16 protein-coding genes are annotated in these 15,669 nt (G+C 48.5%); 3 read left to right on the top strand and 13 right to left on the bottom strand.

Annotated elements, in window-relative coordinates:
* The first annotated feature begins 97 nt into the window (after window positions 1–97).
* Window positions 98–1,945 (top strand): arginine decarboxylase, encoded by a 1,848-nt coding sequence (gene speA, locus WS_RS02715; protein ID WP_011138488.1) that lies wholly within the window; start codon window positions 98–100, stop codon window positions 1,943–1,945.
* Window positions 1,942–2,655 carry a serine O-acetyltransferase gene (gene cysE, locus WS_RS02710; protein ID WP_011138487.1) on the top strand — a complete coding sequence of 238 codons (714 nt, stop codon included), beginning with the start codon at window positions 1,942–1,944 and terminating at the stop codon, window positions 2,653–2,655. Before speA ends, cysE begins: the two co-directional genes overlap by 4 nt.
* A gap of 26 nt (window positions 2,656–2,681) precedes the next feature.
* Here cysE and rplS read toward each other — a convergent pair whose 3' ends face one another.
* The 6 genes from rplS to ffh form a co-directional block, all read right to left on the bottom strand.
* The gene (gene rplS, locus WS_RS02705; protein WP_011138486.1) at window positions 2,682–3,038 is read right to left on the bottom strand and encodes a 50S ribosomal protein L19; all 357 of its coding nucleotides are present in this window, start codon (window positions 3,036–3,038) and stop codon (window positions 2,682–2,684) included.
* Window positions 3,035–3,748 carry a tRNA (guanosine(37)-N1)-methyltransferase TrmD gene (gene trmD, locus WS_RS02700; protein ID WP_011138485.1) on the bottom strand — a complete coding sequence of 238 codons (714 nt, stop codon included), beginning with the start codon at window positions 3,746–3,748 and terminating at the stop codon, window positions 3,035–3,037. Before trmD ends, rplS begins: the two co-directional genes overlap by 4 nt.
* Window positions 3,748–4,269, bottom strand: a complete 522-nt coding sequence (gene rimM / locus WS_RS02695; RefSeq protein WP_041571710.1) for a ribosome maturation factor RimM — start codon at window positions 4,267–4,269, stop codon at window positions 3,748–3,750. Before rimM ends, trmD begins: the two co-directional genes overlap by 1 nt.
* 2 nt (window positions 4,270–4,271) lie before the next feature.
* Window positions 4,272–4,514, bottom strand: a complete 243-nt coding sequence (locus WS_RS02690; protein WP_011138483.1) for a KH domain-containing protein — start codon at window positions 4,512–4,514, stop codon at window positions 4,272–4,274.
* A gap of 22 nt (window positions 4,515–4,536) precedes the next feature.
* On the bottom strand, window positions 4,537–4,770 hold the full coding sequence (gene rpsP, locus WS_RS02685; protein WP_011138482.1) for a 30S ribosomal protein S16: 234 nt from the start codon (window positions 4,768–4,770) through the stop codon (window positions 4,537–4,539).
* A gap of 100 nt (window positions 4,771–4,870) precedes the next feature.
* Window positions 4,871–6,211 (bottom strand): signal recognition particle protein, encoded by a 1,341-nt coding sequence (ffh, locus tag WS_RS02680; protein ID WP_011138481.1) that lies wholly within the window; start codon window positions 6,209–6,211, stop codon window positions 4,871–4,873.
* Window positions 6,212–6,477: 266 nt separating this feature from the next.
* On the opposite strand from ffh, the gene WS_RS02675 reads away from it, so the two are divergent.
* Window positions 6,478–6,882 carry a Fur family transcriptional regulator gene (locus WS_RS02675; protein ID WP_011138480.1) on the top strand — a complete coding sequence of 135 codons (405 nt, stop codon included), beginning with the start codon at window positions 6,478–6,480 and terminating at the stop codon, window positions 6,880–6,882.
* Window positions 6,883–6,930: 48 nt separating this feature from the next.
* Here the strand turns inward: WS_RS02675 and WS_RS02670 are convergent, their stop codons facing one another.
* Genes WS_RS02670 through WS_RS02640 form a run of 7 tightly spaced genes read right to left on the bottom strand, consistent with a single transcriptional unit; the run spans window position 6,931 to window position 15,644 of the window.
* Window positions 6,931–8,178 (bottom strand): type II secretion system F family protein, encoded by a 1,248-nt coding sequence (locus WS_RS02670; protein WP_011138479.1) that lies wholly within the window; start codon window positions 8,176–8,178, stop codon window positions 6,931–6,933.
* On the bottom strand, window positions 8,175–9,926 hold the full coding sequence (locus WS_RS02665; protein WP_011138478.1) for a GspE/PulE family protein: 1,752 nt from the start codon (window positions 9,924–9,926) through the stop codon (window positions 8,175–8,177). The genes WS_RS02670 and WS_RS02665 overlap by 4 nt, the downstream gene beginning before the upstream one ends.
* Window positions 9,923–10,846 (bottom strand): CDC27 family protein, encoded by a 924-nt coding sequence (locus tag WS_RS02660; protein ID WP_011138477.1) that lies wholly within the window; start codon window positions 10,844–10,846, stop codon window positions 9,923–9,925. The genes WS_RS02665 and WS_RS02660 overlap by 4 nt, the downstream gene beginning before the upstream one ends.
* On the bottom strand, window positions 10,839–13,034 hold the full coding sequence (gene mshL, locus WS_RS02655; protein WP_011138476.1) for a pilus (MSHA type) biogenesis protein MshL: 2,196 nt from the start codon (window positions 13,032–13,034) through the stop codon (window positions 10,839–10,841). Before mshL ends, WS_RS02660 begins: the two co-directional genes overlap by 8 nt.
* On the bottom strand, window positions 13,031–13,417 hold the full coding sequence (locus WS_RS02650; RefSeq protein WP_011138475.1) for a hypothetical protein: 387 nt from the start codon (window positions 13,415–13,417) through the stop codon (window positions 13,031–13,033). Before WS_RS02650 ends, mshL begins: the two co-directional genes overlap by 4 nt.
* Entirely contained in the window at window positions 13,414–14,073 is a 660-nt protein-coding gene (locus WS_RS02645) for a hypothetical protein (RefSeq protein WP_011138474.1), read from the bottom strand. The genes WS_RS02650 and WS_RS02645 overlap by 4 nt, the downstream gene beginning before the upstream one ends.
* Window positions 14,070–15,644: a hypothetical protein gene (locus WS_RS02640; RefSeq protein ID WP_041571709.1), complete on the bottom strand. Its 1,575-nt coding sequence runs from the start codon at window positions 15,642–15,644 to the stop codon at window positions 14,070–14,072. The genes WS_RS02645 and WS_RS02640 overlap by 4 nt, the downstream gene beginning before the upstream one ends.
* Between the last annotated feature and the right edge of the window lie 25 nt (window positions 15,645–15,669).

Here is a 15,669-nt window from a genome sequence, read left to right as displayed (position 1 = left end):
TAGGCACTCTCTTTTTGGCGATTTGATACAATAAATGCTAACATAAAAGTGCTATAATTCGCACTTTTTAAGACTCCATCTCCCCTCAAGGACACGCATGGTCGATTATGGAATAAACTTCTGGTCGGACAATGACTTTATTATTGAAGACGGACAGGTCAAAATCAACTACAAAACCAAGCCCGCCATCATTGATATTGTCAAAAAGGTTCGGGAAGAGGGCTATCGAGGGCCTCTGCTGCTCCGATTTCCCCATCTAATCAAAAAGCAGGTCGATAAGATTTTCACCCACTTTGAAACCTCCATCAAGCAATACCACTACAAAGGGCAGTTCAAAGCGGTATTTCCTTTGAAGGTCAATCAGTTTCCCAATTTTGTCCTCCCCCTTGTGGAGCTTTCACAGAATCGTTGCTATGGTCTTGAGGCGGGCAGCAAGGCGGAGCTCATCATCGCGATGGCCTACACCAACAAAGGCTCACCCATCACTGTCAATGGCTTTAAAGACAAGGAGATGATCTCACTTGGTTTCATCGCCGCCAATATGGGGCACGAGATCACCTTGACAATCGAGGGGCTCAATGAGCTAGAGACAATCATTGAGGTGGCCGAAGAGATGGGAAAACCCTGCCCCAATATTGGTCTGCGTATCCGACTTCACAGTAGCGGGATTGGTATTTGGGCAAAAAGCGGTGGAATCAACTCCAAGTTTGGCCTCACCTCCACGGAGCTCTTGGAGGGAATCCGCCTCCTAGAGAAGCACAAGCTCATCGAAAAATTCACCATGATTCACTTTCACATTGGTTCGCAAATTAGCGATATCTCCCCGCTCAAAAAAGCGATGAGAGAGGCGGGCAACATCTATGCTGAGCTTCGCAAGATGGGAGCAAAGAATCTCAAAAGCGTCAATATTGGCGGAGGATTGGCTGTCGAATACACCCAGCATGAAGGCTCGCCTAACCGAAACTACACATTGGATGAATTCGCAGGAGATGTGGTCTTCTCGCTCAAAGAGATTGCCAAAAACAAAAAAGAGCCCGAACCTGACATTTATATCGAATCAGGGCGCTACATCGCCGCTAGCCATGCACTTCTTGTGGCTCCTGTGCTAGAGCTCTTCTCCCAAGAATACGATGAGAAAGCGCTCCACCTCAAGGACAAGAATCCCCAGCTCATCGAAGAACTCAACGAGCTCTACAACACAGTGAACGAGAAATATGCGATTGAATATCTGCATGATAGTCTTGATCACATGGAATCGCTCCTCACTCTTTTTGATCTTGGCTATATCGACCTTCAAGATCGGAGCAACACGGAGATTTTGGTTCACCTCATCATCAAAAAGGTGATTAAGATTCTCAAACACAAGAATCACAGCGACATCATTCGTATCCAAGAGCAGGTCCAAGAGCGCTACTTGCTCAATTGCTCCTTTTTCCAAAGTCTCCCGGATTATTGGGGCTTGGAACAGAGCTTCCCCGTGATGCCACTAGATCGCCTTAACAAACGCCCCACACGCTCAGCGAGTCTTTGGGATATCACCTGCGATAGCGATGGGGAGATCGGCTTTGACCTTAACAAGCCGCTCTTTTTGCATGATGTGGATGTGACCACAGAAGAGTATTTTCTTGGATTCTTTCTCGTGGGAGCCTACCAAGAGGTGCTTGGGATGCGTCACAACCTCTTCACTCACCCCACCGAGCTAAGCGTAGAATTTGAAGAGGACGGCACTCACTCCGTCACCAACCTCTTGGAGGCGCAGACGATTCTAGATGTACTTGATGACCTAGACTATGACACCAAGGAGATTGAGCGCCGCCTCAAGCAGAGAATTGAGGATTCGGAGCTTATTGATGATGAGACGCGCAAAGAGGTGCTGGGTCAGCTCTATGTGATGCTGAGCGAAAATGGCTACCTCCGCACCATCACCAACGGAGAGCGCAAGTGAGTCGCCTTAGAGAGTTCTTTTCGATCATCAAAGAGGACTTCGCCGTTGTTTTTGAAAAAGATCCCGCGATTCGCTCTAGAGTCGAGCTCTTTTTCAACTATCCAGGCCTCATCGCCATTGTCCACCATCGATTCGCCCACGCTCTTCACCGCCGAGGCTTTAGAGTAGTGGCGCGGATTCTTATGGCTTTCAACCAGTTTGTGACCAATATTGATATTCATCCCGGAGCCACTATTGGGCGCCGTGTCTTTATCGATCATGGAATTGGCGTGGTCATCGGCGAGACAGCTATCGTAGGAGATGATGTTACCATTTATCAAGGGGTGAGCCTAGGAGGAGTGAGCCTAGAGCGCACCAAGCGCCATCCCACCATCGAAGAGGGAGTGGTGATTGGTGCGGGAGCGAAAATCCTCGGCAATATTACCATTGGAGCCCATTCCAAAATTGGTGCCAACTCCGTTGTGATTCGGAGTGTTCCCGCCGATTCAACCGCTGTGGGCATTCCCGCTAGAGTGATTGATAAAGGCCGGAGCAAAGACCCAAGCGACATGGGCAAACTACCTGATATTGACAAACAACTCTTTGAATACCTGCTCAAGCGAGTCGCTCTTTTGGAGCATGCACTCAAAAGCGATCACAAAGAGTTGGACAGTCGAGGCGAAGAGTTAGAGAAAATTTACGAATCGTTTGTGAAGAGTTTAAGAAGCTAGAAGAAGAGGAGAGGGAGAAGGAAGAGTTACTTCCTGAGCTCCTTAATTCTCGCGGATTTACCGCTTCGATCGCGTAGATAGTAGAGCTTGGCTCTTCGAACTCGACCCACACGAAGAAGAGTCACGCTCTCAAGGCTATCGCTATAAAGGGGGAAGATTCTCTCTACGCCTACATTGTTGGCGCCCATCTTTCGGATAGTGAAAGTCTTGCCTGTGCCCGTTCCACGAACAGAGATGCAGATACCTTCAAAATTTTGAACCCTTGTCTTATCGCCCTCTTGGATCTTTACGCCTACACGCAAAGTGTCACCCGCTTTGAACTGAGGAATGTTTTTGTCGGCGATTTGCGCTTTTTCAAAGCTCTCTATATATCGATTTCTCATTTTTTGCCCTTGTCGCTTTCTTGAATTTTATATTTTTTGTAGAGATCCGGTCTATAGTATTGGGTTTTCGCCAAAGATAGCCGTCTTTTTAAGGCGCAGATTTTAGCGTGATTACCCTTTGAATACTCTGAAGGAGCGCTTAGACCCTCGGGGGTTTTGCTCCTTGCAAAGACGGGCGCTTCAAGCAAAAAAGAGTCAAAGCTCTCCCCTTGAAGCGATTCTTCATTTCCAAGCACTCCGGGAATTTGTCTTGAAACCGCATCGCACAGAGCCAAAGCTGCAATCTCTCCGCCCGTTAGGATATAGTCCCCCATGCAGAAAACTTCATCAGCATTTGCCTCTATCGCCCTCTCATCAATCCCCTCATAGCGCCCGCACACAAGCACTAAATGGCTCTCTTTTTGAGCCAGTCGGCACGCGTCTTGATGGGTGAAAGGCTTGCCAGCAGGGAGCAAGAAGAGGATTTTGGCGTCTTGATTCTTTGCTTTAAGCTCCGAAATGGCTTGGGTGACGACCCTAGGCTCAATCACCAAACCCGCCCCTCCGCCGATTTGATATTCATCCACCTTTTTGAAGCGGTCTTGGCTAAACTCTCGAAAGTTGACCCACTCAATCTCGATTCTTCCCTCATCTCTAGCTCTTTTAAGAATCGAATCCTCAAAATAACCCGAAATAAGCGAAGGAAAGAGCGTGAAAAAGCTGAATTTCACTAGCTCGCCTCCAAGATTCCCTTGGCTCCGCTGCACTCAACAAGACGATTCTTCACATCCGCCAAAAGCACGAATCGATCGATATAGGGCACCAGAAAGCGCTTGATTCCAAGCGCTTTCTGAAGGAGAGGATCGGTTTGAATGATGAGGTAGTCCACCGCACCAAGCCGCTCGATTCCCTCCACCTTACCAAGCCGCTCGCCCTCTTCCATCACCTCACACCCTACGATCTCAAACCAAAAATGCTCGCCCTCTTCCAGGGTGCACTCCTGCAGAGTTTTTTCCATGGTGGTGTAAAGCAGATGATTGGTGAGCAAAGCGGCCTCTTCGCGACTATTAATCTCATCAAAGCGCGCCTGATTGGAGTGAGGATTGAATGACCGAAGCGTCAAAGTTCCCTTCTCCCAAAGGAAGGATTTGCCCCCTTTGAGTGTCTCGGGAAAGTCAGTCAAGAGATGGAGCTTGACCTCTCCTTTAAGTCCCACGGCTCGACCGAAACGAGCCACCTCGATTCTCTCCAAAATTAATCAATCGCCTTGACGATGATTTTATAGGAGAATCCATCCTTGGCTTTACAGCCAGAGACCAAGGTTTTAAGCGCGCCAATCATTCGCCCATCCTTGCCGATCAATCTTCCTGCATCTTGGCTGGAAGCAAAGATGGTGATTTGAGAAAAATGCTCTTCCATCTCCTCTCTCACTACCCTAATCTTATCGGCATCTAGTGCGATCTTCTTGGCGTACTCCTCGATGAAAGTCTCAACCAACCCTGATCCCCTGTATCAAAACTTACTTAGAAGCCGTGAGCGTCGCAACGCGATCACTCATCTTAGCGCCTACGCTCACCCAATACTTGAGTCGCTCTGCATCAAACTTCACGACAGGAGTCTCTGCTAGAGGATTATAGTATCCAATCGCCTCAACCCAGCCCCCATCTCTTCTCTTGCGGCTGTCAGTCACGACCATTCGGTAAAAAGGTTTCTTCTTTCGTCCAAGTCTTGTCAATCTTATAACGGTTGCCATATTGTTTCTCCCTGATATTGAGTTGTGTTAAAAATTTTTTTAGATTTAATCGCTTAAATCTTAGCCTAAAACACCTCAATGCTCTAGGCTAAGGCTTAAACTAGCCCAAGCGCCCCATTTTGGATTGATTCATAAGGCCCATGAGGTCTTGCATACCCCGCTTGCCCGAGAACTTCTTCGCCATCTTAGCCGCTCCATCAAACTGCTTGATGACGCGATTCACATCCGCCACCTCCATCCCTGAGCCAAGAGCGATTCTTTTGCGCCGACTTCCATTAAGAAGCGAAGGGTCTTCTCTCTCTTTGGGGGTCATAGAGGCTACCATTGCCCGTATCTGCTTAATTTCACGCGAATTATCTAAATCGACATCCTTGAGCGCGCTCGCCATGCTTCCCATACCAGGCAACATCGAGAGAATCGACTGCATGGAGCCGAGCTTTTTCATATTGTCCATCTGCGCCAAAAAGTCATTAAAGTTAAATTCACCCTTTTTAATCTTTTTGGTGAGGTTTTTGGCCTCTTTCTCGCTGATCACCGCTGAGGTCTTCTCTGCAAGAGATTCGATATCACCCGCCCCCATAAGGCGATTGACGATTCGGTCAGGCAAGAAAGGATCCAAATCAGGAATCTTCTCTCCACTTCCGATGAAGCGCAGAGGAATCCCGATCTGATAAGCAATCGAGAGCGCCACGCCCCCTTTACTATCGCCATCAAACTTACTCAAAATCACACCACTTAGCGCCATCTCTTGGTGGAATCGCTCTGCACTTCGCACTCCATCCTGTCCGCTCAAGCTATCGGCCACATAGAAGACCTCGTGGGGATGAATTGCCTCTTTGACGCTCTTTAGCTCTTGCATGAGCGCTTCATCAATCGCCAATCGTCCCGCGGTGTCCACCAAAAGAACATCATAAAGCCCTTCATTGGCTCGATGAAGGGCGTTTTTAGCGATCTGCACGGGATTGGCACTCTCCTCTTCATGATAGAGGTCAACCTCGATCTGAGCGCTCAACTGTTTGAGCTGCTCCACCGCCGCTAGTCGCTGGAGGTCGCAAGCCGCCATCAGTACTTTTTTGCCTTTGGTCTTTAAAAAAGAGGCGAGCTTGGCCGTCGTGGTAGTCTTACCGCTTCCCTGAAGTCCCGCCATCAAAACAACAGTCGGAGGCTTTGAGGCAAACACAAATCCTTGGGAGCCACTGGTTTGAAGAATCTCCAAAAGTCCTTGGCGCAGAGCACTCAAAAAACTCTCTTTACCAATCCCTTTGGCTTTGGTTTCATTTTCAACGGTTTTAAGGAGGTCTTTGACCGCTTTATAGTGGACATCGGCCTTGAGTAGAGCTTTTTTAAGCTCCTCTAGAGCCTTTTTTAGAGACTTTTCATCATCGTGAAAACGAATCTTATTGATAGCCCCTCGAAACGATTCGGTCAGCGTGTCAAACAAAAAGCGACTCCTTCCTTAAAAAATAGTCAAAAATAGCGCCAAACGCACGAAGAATTCCTAAAAAGTCTGCGATTGTATCTAAAAAGAGCTTTAAAACTCTATAAAAGCTTAAATGAAAGCCATGAATTTTTTCTCTACCAATATTTGTTGATAATTTTTATTATTGACAATCTTTTCTTTTTCTGCTAACCTTGCGAAAAAAGAGCCGAGTGATTATAATCTATGGATGCATTTTGCTCCTCTTAATCGCTCCAAAGGAACAAGCCATGAATTTTGAAGAACTACTCAAAGAGAATCATCTCAAGGTCACGCCTCAGCGTATGGCGATTTTGCAGGAGATTCATAAGGCGGGTCACATTAATATTGAGGATATTTACGAAAATATCAAAACACTCTACCCCTCTATGTCTCTAGCAACGATCTATAAAAATCTCACCTCTATGCAAGAGGCCAATATCGTTCGGGAGCTCAAAGTTCCTAACCAAAAACAAAAATATGAGCTATGTCGTCATCCTCACGTCCATCTTGTCTGTGAGAAGTGCGGGAAGATCGAAGACCTCCACATCTCCTACGATGAGCTTATGCAAAATTGTATCAAAGAGAGTGGCTATCAAATCAGAGAGGCTTCTTTGGCCATGATTGGCCTCTGTCCAGAGTGCCAAGCTAAATAGCGACCCTCTTCTTTGGAGGCTTTGTTTTTTGATCAAAGCCTCTTCCCCTCACCCTCCTCTAGCTGCCCCTGCTAAATCCCACATTGGCATGAAGATTCCAAGCGCTAAAAGCAGAACCATGCCCGCAATAAAAGCGGTTAAAATAGGCTCAATATAGGCGGAAAGATTGTCAATGATATTGTCATAGCGCATCTTGTAGTAGTTGGCCGCCACTCCTAGCATCTGATCCAAGTCTCCACTCTGCTCACCCGTATTGATCATCTGAAGAGTGGTTGGCTCAAAAAGATGGGTCTCCCTGAAGGCTTCCGTCAAACCCACTCCACGCCTAATCGCATCACTCACCCCTTCAAACTTCTCCCTCAAATGCTCATTGCCCGTCATTCCGCTTCCTGATTCAAGTGCCTCTTCCAAGGAGATTCCCGCCTTAAGCAGTAGAGAGAGGGTGGAGACGTATTGATTCATCGCATGCAAAAAGATAATATCGCCCAGCAATTTAATCTTTAGGCTCCAAGTATCCAGTCGCTTTTTGAAGGCTGCTGAAGAGCGATAGCGTCGTTTAATCCACCACACTCCCGTGATAAGCCCTGCCAAAATCATCCATCCATAATTAGAGAGGATATGCTCCGTCTGAAGAAGGAATCGCGTGGGCAAAGGAAGCTCGGCGTTAAAGCTGTCAAAAATCGCTTTAAACTTCGGGATCACCATCACAATCAACAATACAAAGGCGATTGCCATCGCTCCAATCACCATCGTGGGATAGCGGAGTGCCTTTTTGAACTTAGCCATATTGCTTCGAATCTCTTCGAGCGTCTCGGCAAGCATGGCGAGCGCATGAGAGAGACTTCCCGTCTGCTCACCTAGCGAAATGAGCGAGAGACTTAGGCTTCCAAGATCTTCTTGGTATGCCCCAAAGGCCTCGCTCAGACTTTTTCCGCTATTGATTCCAGATAAAACATCGCGAAAAATGAGCTTCAGCCGCTCGTTGGCTGAGAATACGATCAAATCTTCGATGGTCGCATGGATAGAGATTCCCGCGTTAAGCATGAGTGACATTTGGCGAAATGCAGGAATCATATCCTCTAGCTTCACCCGATTCTTCCCCCGAATCGAGTCCCAAAAATAGAGCACCGATTCTTTGATCTTCATCTCCAAAGGGGCGCTCACCTCTTTGGCTGTGAGGACTTTTCCGCGCTTCTCCTCGCGCATTTTTCTTAGTGCCTCCTCTTTGGATGAGGCAGAGACGATCACCTGACGCCGCTTTCCCTTGGCAAGAGTGGTAACTTTGAAATACTTCATGAGAGTTTAGCGACTCGATAGACTTCATCAAGGCTCGTCACGCCCGCCAAAGCCTTTTGCAATCCATCCTCAAACATTGAGACAAAGCCATCTCGTTTGGCCTCTTTGAGAAGCTCATCTTTGGAGGCACCATTGACGATGAGGCGTTTAATCTCTTCATTGGCCATCACCACCTCCGAGATCACTTCGCGCCCCATGTAGCCTGCCATGTTGCACTTTTTGCACCCATGTGACTTGTAAAATCGATAATCTTCAGGAAGATAGGGCTTGAGCTCCTCCACCAACCCTTGAGGAATCTCCACCTCATAGCGGCAATGAGGGCAGAGCTTACGCACGAGGCGCTGAGCCTGAATACCACTAATGGCTGAGCCGATGAAGAAGTTCTCAATCCCCATGTCAAGCAGTCGCGTGATTCCGCTGATGGCATCGTTGGTGTGGAGGGTGGAGAGGACAAGATGCCCCGTGAGGGCGGCTTGGATAGCGATTTGGAGTGTCTCTTTGTCGCGTATCTCCCCCACCATGATAATATCAGGGTCCTGTCTAAGGATGCTTCTTAGCGCGCCCGCAAAGGTCAAGCCCGCCTTTTCATTCACCATCACCTGCTGAATAAGCCCCATTTGATACTCCACAGGGTCTTCAACCGTGATGATCTTCTGTGCCACGCTTTTAATGGCGTTAATCGCCGCGTAGAGCGTGGTGGTCTTCCCGCTGCCCGTAGGTCCAGTGACAAAGACGATTCCATAGGGGGCTTTGATGGTCTTTTTGAAGCGCTCATAATTAAGAGGCGAGATTCCAAGCTGCTCTAGCTCCACTAGCACCTTGCTTTTGTCCAAGATCCTCGCGACAATCGACTCTCCTGTGATGATAGGCAGGGTCGAGACCCTAAAGTCATACTCCCTCCCCTCAAACACCGAAGAGAATCGACCATCTTGAGGCTTGCGCTTCTCGGCGATGTCAAGGTTGGAGAGGAGCTTGATCCTAGAGGCGAGGGGGGCAAAGAGGTCTTTATCAAAGCGGAAGCTCTCCGTCATGATTCCATCGATTCGGATTCTCACCACGCAACTAAGCTCATTGGCCTCAATGTGAACATCGCTGGCGCGCTGAGAGATAGCATAGCTGAAAACCACCTCGATAAGCTTGGTGATGCTTGAAGAATCATCCCCTGTGTCTCCAGCGCCGCTTTTAATCTCTCGCCTGATACGAGCCACGAGATCCTTGATGCCATCATTAAGCTCTAGACGAGAGAGGGCAGCGATGAATTGCTCTTTGCGAGCGATGGCGTAGTTGAGGGGTTTTTTGCGGATGAGTCGCTGAAAGGTCTCCTTGACATTAAGATCAAAGGGGTTAATGAGCACCACCGTAATCTCTCGCTCACTCTCTTTAAAAGGAAAGGCATAGAGACGCTTGATCTGAGCAAACGGGGTGTATTCCACCACCAAAGGGTCGATTGCCACCTGATCAAGATCGACAAACTCCATCTCTAGCTTTTTGGCGACCTGCTGCAAAATCTCCTCTTCACTCGCAGGAAAATCCTCGATGATTGATTCTAGCTCTAGGTGCCCCATCTTGCACTGCTCGACAAAAAAGTCCAGCAAATTCCCCTCATCTAAAAACCCAAGATCGACCAGCACACGCACGATTTTTTTGCGCTTTTGCTGTTTTTGTTGCTCTTTTAGGGCGCCCTCTAATTGCTCCTTGGTGATGAGTCCTGCATCAATGAGTCGATCGCCGATTCTCTGTTTGATCATGGCTCCTCCCTCAATCTTCCCGCTTTCATCTCTTCAAGCAACTTTCCAAGCGCTCCTGAATGATCAAAACTCAAATAGCGCTCCAAAACCTCCATCGCCTCACCTTTTTTTCCTGAAAAATAGAGACTTTTGGCAAAAATTGACCACGACTGCACGGAGTTTTTTTGATGATTGTTCGCCAAAAGCGCCCACTCATATGCCCTTGCATAATCCTTCTCTTCAAAATAGCTCTGAGCTAGCTCGATGGCGGCGGCATAGGAGGGCTCTTTTTCGTATCGCTCCCTGTAGAACGCTTGACGCTCTTTGGAGGTGGAGGGAGCGGAGCTGATCTGAAGCGAGAAGGGCTTAGGGCGAACAGGGGCGCCTTGGCTAGAACCTCGTCCCGCCCCCTCTTCAGAAGGCTTATCCCAAAGCTTCTCCTCTTTGATTTCTGAGCCTTCCATCTCTTCTCCCGCCAGAACAAGTGTCCCGCCGCCATTATAGACCCAGCCAATTCCGCTAAATATCCAATTCCCCTCCACAAGTCTTGCACAAACCTCATCACCACGGACATATCGACTCAAAATCTTGGACTTCAGGCTAGGCTCTTCGCGAATGTTGAGCAAGGAGGCCTTCACCACAAAACAACGCTCCTCTTGGAGAGGCTTAAGGTTGCTCTCCCCTAGAATCGTAGAACTTTGAGAATCAAACGCTCCATTGGCCACCTCTATAGCAGCCGATTCGCCCTCTTTGGGCGCGGAAACCAAAGCTTCAGAGGAGGGGGTCTCTATGGAAGCCTCCTTTGTGAGGGATGGCCCGAGAAGTCCATATCCCACCGCCAAAAGAGACGCCACTCCTAGAGAGATGGCCAATATACGCTTTGCCCAAAGACGCTTTTTGTAGCGCCTCCAGCGAATTTCAAGGGTCTCAAATCTATTCAAGATTCTTCTCTTTGGCGGGGATTTTCTCGCCTGAAAAATCTTTCTCACCCATAAGTCTATAGCCAAGCTCTTGCAAGGAAGGGCCTTGGGAGCCTTTGATAATATGGGGAGTAATAACAATCACCATCTCATCCGTGCTCTCTACATCCGCATTATAGGAGAAAAGGTAGCCAAGCACAGGCACATCACCAAGCAGAGGAACCTTGTTCTCTTTTTTTTGATTGCTCTTGCTAATTAGCCCCCCTAGGACGATTTTTTCGCCATCTTTGATTCTCACGAGTGAAGAGAGTTGGTTGGTGGAGAGATTGGGAGGGGTCTCAAGCGCCGTGGAGGCATTTTCGACATCAGTGCTTTTGGTTTGCGTGATGGAGGGGTTGATTTTGAGCATGATTTCATCATTAAAGACCGAAGGAGTGATATCAAGAAGCACCCCCGCAAAGACCGAAGGATACTCCGTGTCGGTGTTGGTGTTCGTGCCCGTGTTGCTTCCGCTGGTTTGAAAAACGGTGCTTTTGCGATAGCGAATGATATTGCCCACGCTAATCATGGCAGGCTGATTGTTGAGCGTGAGCACTTTAGGATTGGAGACTGAAGTGACATCTCCATAACTCTGGAGAAATTCAATCACGCGTGTCAAAGAGACCCCTTGGGAGAAGATATTCACCGCATATCCCACCTGTGAATGACTCCCCACTCCCAAAACAGATGCCCCGCTGGCCGTCCCTTGCTGAATGCTCGTCCCGCTAGGGCCTGTGGTGATGCTAGTGGTGTCGCTCGTGCTACCACTACCACTACTATTGCTCGTGGTGGTGCTCTTGGTGTGGATGGCGATATTTTGGAGATTGTAGAGCTGATTCCAATCCACTCCCGTGGTCTGTCCTTTGCTATGGCGCACGGTTAAAATGCTCACATCAATCATCACTTGACTTTGAAGTCGGGCGTGAAGCTCCTCGATATATTGAGCGACTCGATCCACCTGAGGACTCGTCCCTGTGACCGTCACCAATCCAGCGCCTCGATTCACGATCACCGCACCCGATTCGGATTTAGTGGTGCGGGCCTGTTGGGCTTGAGAGCTCTCCAAAGAGCCGCCGAGAATTTCACTTTCTCTATTTTCACTATTGGCTTGGGGGAGGGTATAAGAATCGCCAGGACGATTAAGAATCGCCAAAATCTCCGCCTGAATCCCCTCCCAAAATCGAAATCCATCTTCGGCCTTGATATTGATTCCTGATTTGCTTCCACTCACCGAGCTCCGCTGAAAACTCGATCCTGAGCTTCCCTGAGATGAGCCTAAGGCTGATGAACTACTTGAAGAGCTGTTGATTCCATCATCTCGACTAATAGAAACCTCCGTATTGCTCACTCCGCTTCGATCCATTCCTACATAGTTGATTTTGAAAGTTTTGGTGACAAGGTAGCTGATCTTTAGCACGCTTCCATCAAACTCGTAATAGAGTCCATTCTCTTTGAGCACCAAGTCAAAAACACGCTCTAAAGGGGCTTGGCGGATATTGAGAGCGGGCATATCCGCTTTGAGCCTAGCGCGCGCCTCCTCATCCTTTAAAAGGATGCTATTGGCTTGGGGGAGGGTATAAGAATCGCCAGGACGATTAAGAATCGCCAAAATCTCCGCCTGAATCCCCTCCCAAAATCGAAATCCATCTTCGGCCTTGATATTGATTCCTGATTTGCTTCCACTCACCGAGCTCCGCTGAAAACTCGATCCTGAGCTTCCCTGAGATGAGCCTAAGGCTGATGAACTACTTGAAGAGCTGTTGATTCCATCATCTCGACTAATAGAAACCTCCGTATTGCTCACTCCGCTTCGATCCATTCCTACATAGTTGATTTTGAAAGTTTTGGTGACAAGGTAGCTGATCTTTAGCACGCTTCCATCAAACTCGTAATAGAGTCCATTCTCTTTGAGCACCAAGTCAAAAACACGCTCTAAAGGGGCTTGGCGGATATTGAGAGCGGGCATATCCGCTTTGAGCCTAGCGCGCGCCTCCTCATCCTTTAAAAGGATGCTATAGGCGCACTCTGAAGCGAGCTGTTTCACCACCTCTTCCACGCTCACACCACTATCTTGAGTGGAGAGATTGAAAACTCGATCCTTGCAAGAAGCTGCCTGCAACGAGAGCGCTAAGCCCATCCAAACCCAAAAAAATATCCATCCCTTTCTCATCGCTTCTCCACTTTCAAATCTTTGCTCTCATAAAGAGGGTAGTATCGTCGCTCTCCCAGTGGAGATTCCAATCTCACGCGATCTCGCTCAATCAAGAGCACCTTCCAGCCCCCATAAGATTCACCTTGGCGCAACCACCTCTCGCCAATCTTAGCCTTTCCTCCAAAAATCGCCGCCACCCTGGGTGTCTCTACCCTCTCACCCTCCTCCATCACCTCTTGGGAAAATCTATAGGCAAAGGGGTCAGGAGCACGCCTCATCTCCTCAAGGGTGATTCCTTGGCGCTCAAAAGAGACAATTTTACCATAAAGTCGATCCAAGGTGTCTGGCTGAGCGCCAAAGGAGAGCGCCAAAGCAACGCCAAGGAGAAAAAAAATCCTCATAAGCTCCCCTTTTGATTCCCAATCGTCACTTCAAATTCTAACCTCTCCCCTTTAGGCTCTAGGTGGATTCTCTCCAAAGAGACAAACTTCCCCTGTCGTTCCAATCGATAGAGATACTCTAGGAGCGCTCTCTTGCTCCCCCTGCCTTTAAGTTTCATCCATGACTTCTCAAGCCCGCCCGCCCCAAGGCCTTCAAAACTCCCAAAAGAGGAATCGATGACCTCAAGCCCAAGCTCTGAGGCCTCCTTGGTCGCAAAATCAAGCGTAAAATACCACGCCTGACTCATGGCATAGACCTCGCCCAGAGTTGCCTCCGCCCTCTTGCTCAAAAGCTCGCTAGTCTCTAGGCGCTCTCTTGTCTTCTCTAGCTCTGCCCGCCTAGGCTCTACTCCTCCTGAGCGCTCCAATGCCTGCACAAAGAGTCGATTCTTTTCCAAAGACTCCTTAACCCTTCCCAGCTCTGATTGCTTCTCGCTCACCCACGATTCCGCCGCAGGGAACAAAAAGAGATAGGAGAGCAAAAAAAGCAAGAGCGCGGGCATGACATAAAGAAGTCGCTTCTCACTCTCCTCTTTAGGCTCAAAATAGTCATCAATCGCACTCAAAATCACTTCAAATCGCCTCATTAGAGGTTGAAGATTAAGAGAAATCTTCATCGAATCACCGCCTTGATGAGGGAGTGGTGACGCCCCTCCTCTTTCACAATCTCTTCGGTTCCCACTTCAAAATAGCGTCCGCTCTCCCCAAGCTCTCGCAAAAATCCTGAAAAGGCTCTCTGTCCTTGGGCGCTCGCATTTACCTCTAGGCGCACGCTGCCATTATCCTCTTCAATAAGGAGATTCTCCAAAGAGACGCCGCTTTGAAAGCTCGTCTTTAAAAAGTCATTCAGCACCCGACTCTTATCCACATATTTTTGCTGCCAAGCGTGAATCTCTTTGAGCGATGTTTCAAAGAGCCTATAAGACTCCTCCTTTTCGCTAATCGCCTTCTCTAAGCGCTCTTTCTCCTCTTTGAGTCGTGCGAGCTCCCCTTGATATCCTTTGGCTTTGGCCTCAAAAATCGCGCTTTGGCTCACCGAAAAATCCACCTCTTGATCTAGGCTCCACCATCTTATCCCCTCGTAAAAAGGATAGGCAAGAGAGAGAATCAAAGAGATTCCCAAAAGAGTGACCACCCTTCCCCCGTCTCTCTTTAAGAAAGGATCAGGACGCCGATAAATAGTGAAATTGGGTAGATCCTCGCCCTCTAAAACAGTTCTAGCATAGAGAATCGCCAGCGTCGCCATGATGCTATCCCTAGAGTAGTCCATCCCAAGAGGAATCGAAGAGGCGCGTGCGCAGGGCACCATAAGCATCTCACCAAGATAGGAGTAGAGCTCTTCCTTGAACTTTGCCGCGGTGTTTAGGTAGATGATCTCAGGGCGCACATTGGGATGAAGGCGTCTCGCAAACGAAAGAGTCTCTTCAATTTCACTAAAAAGCGTCTGATAGAGATAACTCAAAGCCCCCTCATAGCTCTCGCTATCAGGAGCTCTTCCTGTGAGATATTTGGCAAACTCCTCCCGTCCCAAATCCAACCCCGTGCGATCCATGAAGAGCTCACGGAGATTCCCGATCTTCGTCTCCAGGCTCTTGGAGTAGATCACCTCCCCCTCATCAAATAACAAGAAAAAGGCATCATCATCCCCAATATGAATAAAGACTTGGCTTCCTTTGGGACTCAAATATCCCCGTTTGTAGAGTACTTGCGGGATGAAAATATAGGGGATGAGGCAGTCGATGTAGGAGTGACTCTCCACTAGCCCCTCGAAGCGTTCATGGATCACCGCATGGGGCAACAAGAAGACATCATACTCATATCGTGCCGCATCATAAGGCATTCCACGCCTTTGATACTGCATCGCATACTCCTCCTCGACATCCAAGCCGAGCTGCTCATAGGCGGCTTCAAGCAATGATTCCTCGATGAGGTCAGGGGCCGTACTCTTAGGAAGCTCCACCACGGCACGCAAAAGCGACAAGGAGGGGATGGCGCTGACTAGGCGAGTGCTAGAGGAGACCCTCTCTTGAGGAATCGCTTGGTTGGAGAGATCCAGAAACTCCAACCCCCTAGAATCAAAAAATAGAATCTCTGTCGCTTTTTTCTTGGAGAACACCGCCACCCCCGAATCGTATTGGTAATGTGTAGATTTTGTGTCGAAGTCATCTTGTGCAGAGGATTGTAGCATGACCTCTTTTAAAACTCGCGCTAAA

Origin of the sequence: Wolinella succinogenes DSM 1740, from assembly GCF_000196135.1 — a bacterium.
Lineage (GTDB): Bacteria > Campylobacterota > Campylobacteria > Campylobacterales > Helicobacteraceae > Wolinella > Wolinella succinogenes.
This window is presented reverse-complemented; position numbering and strand designations above follow the sequence as displayed.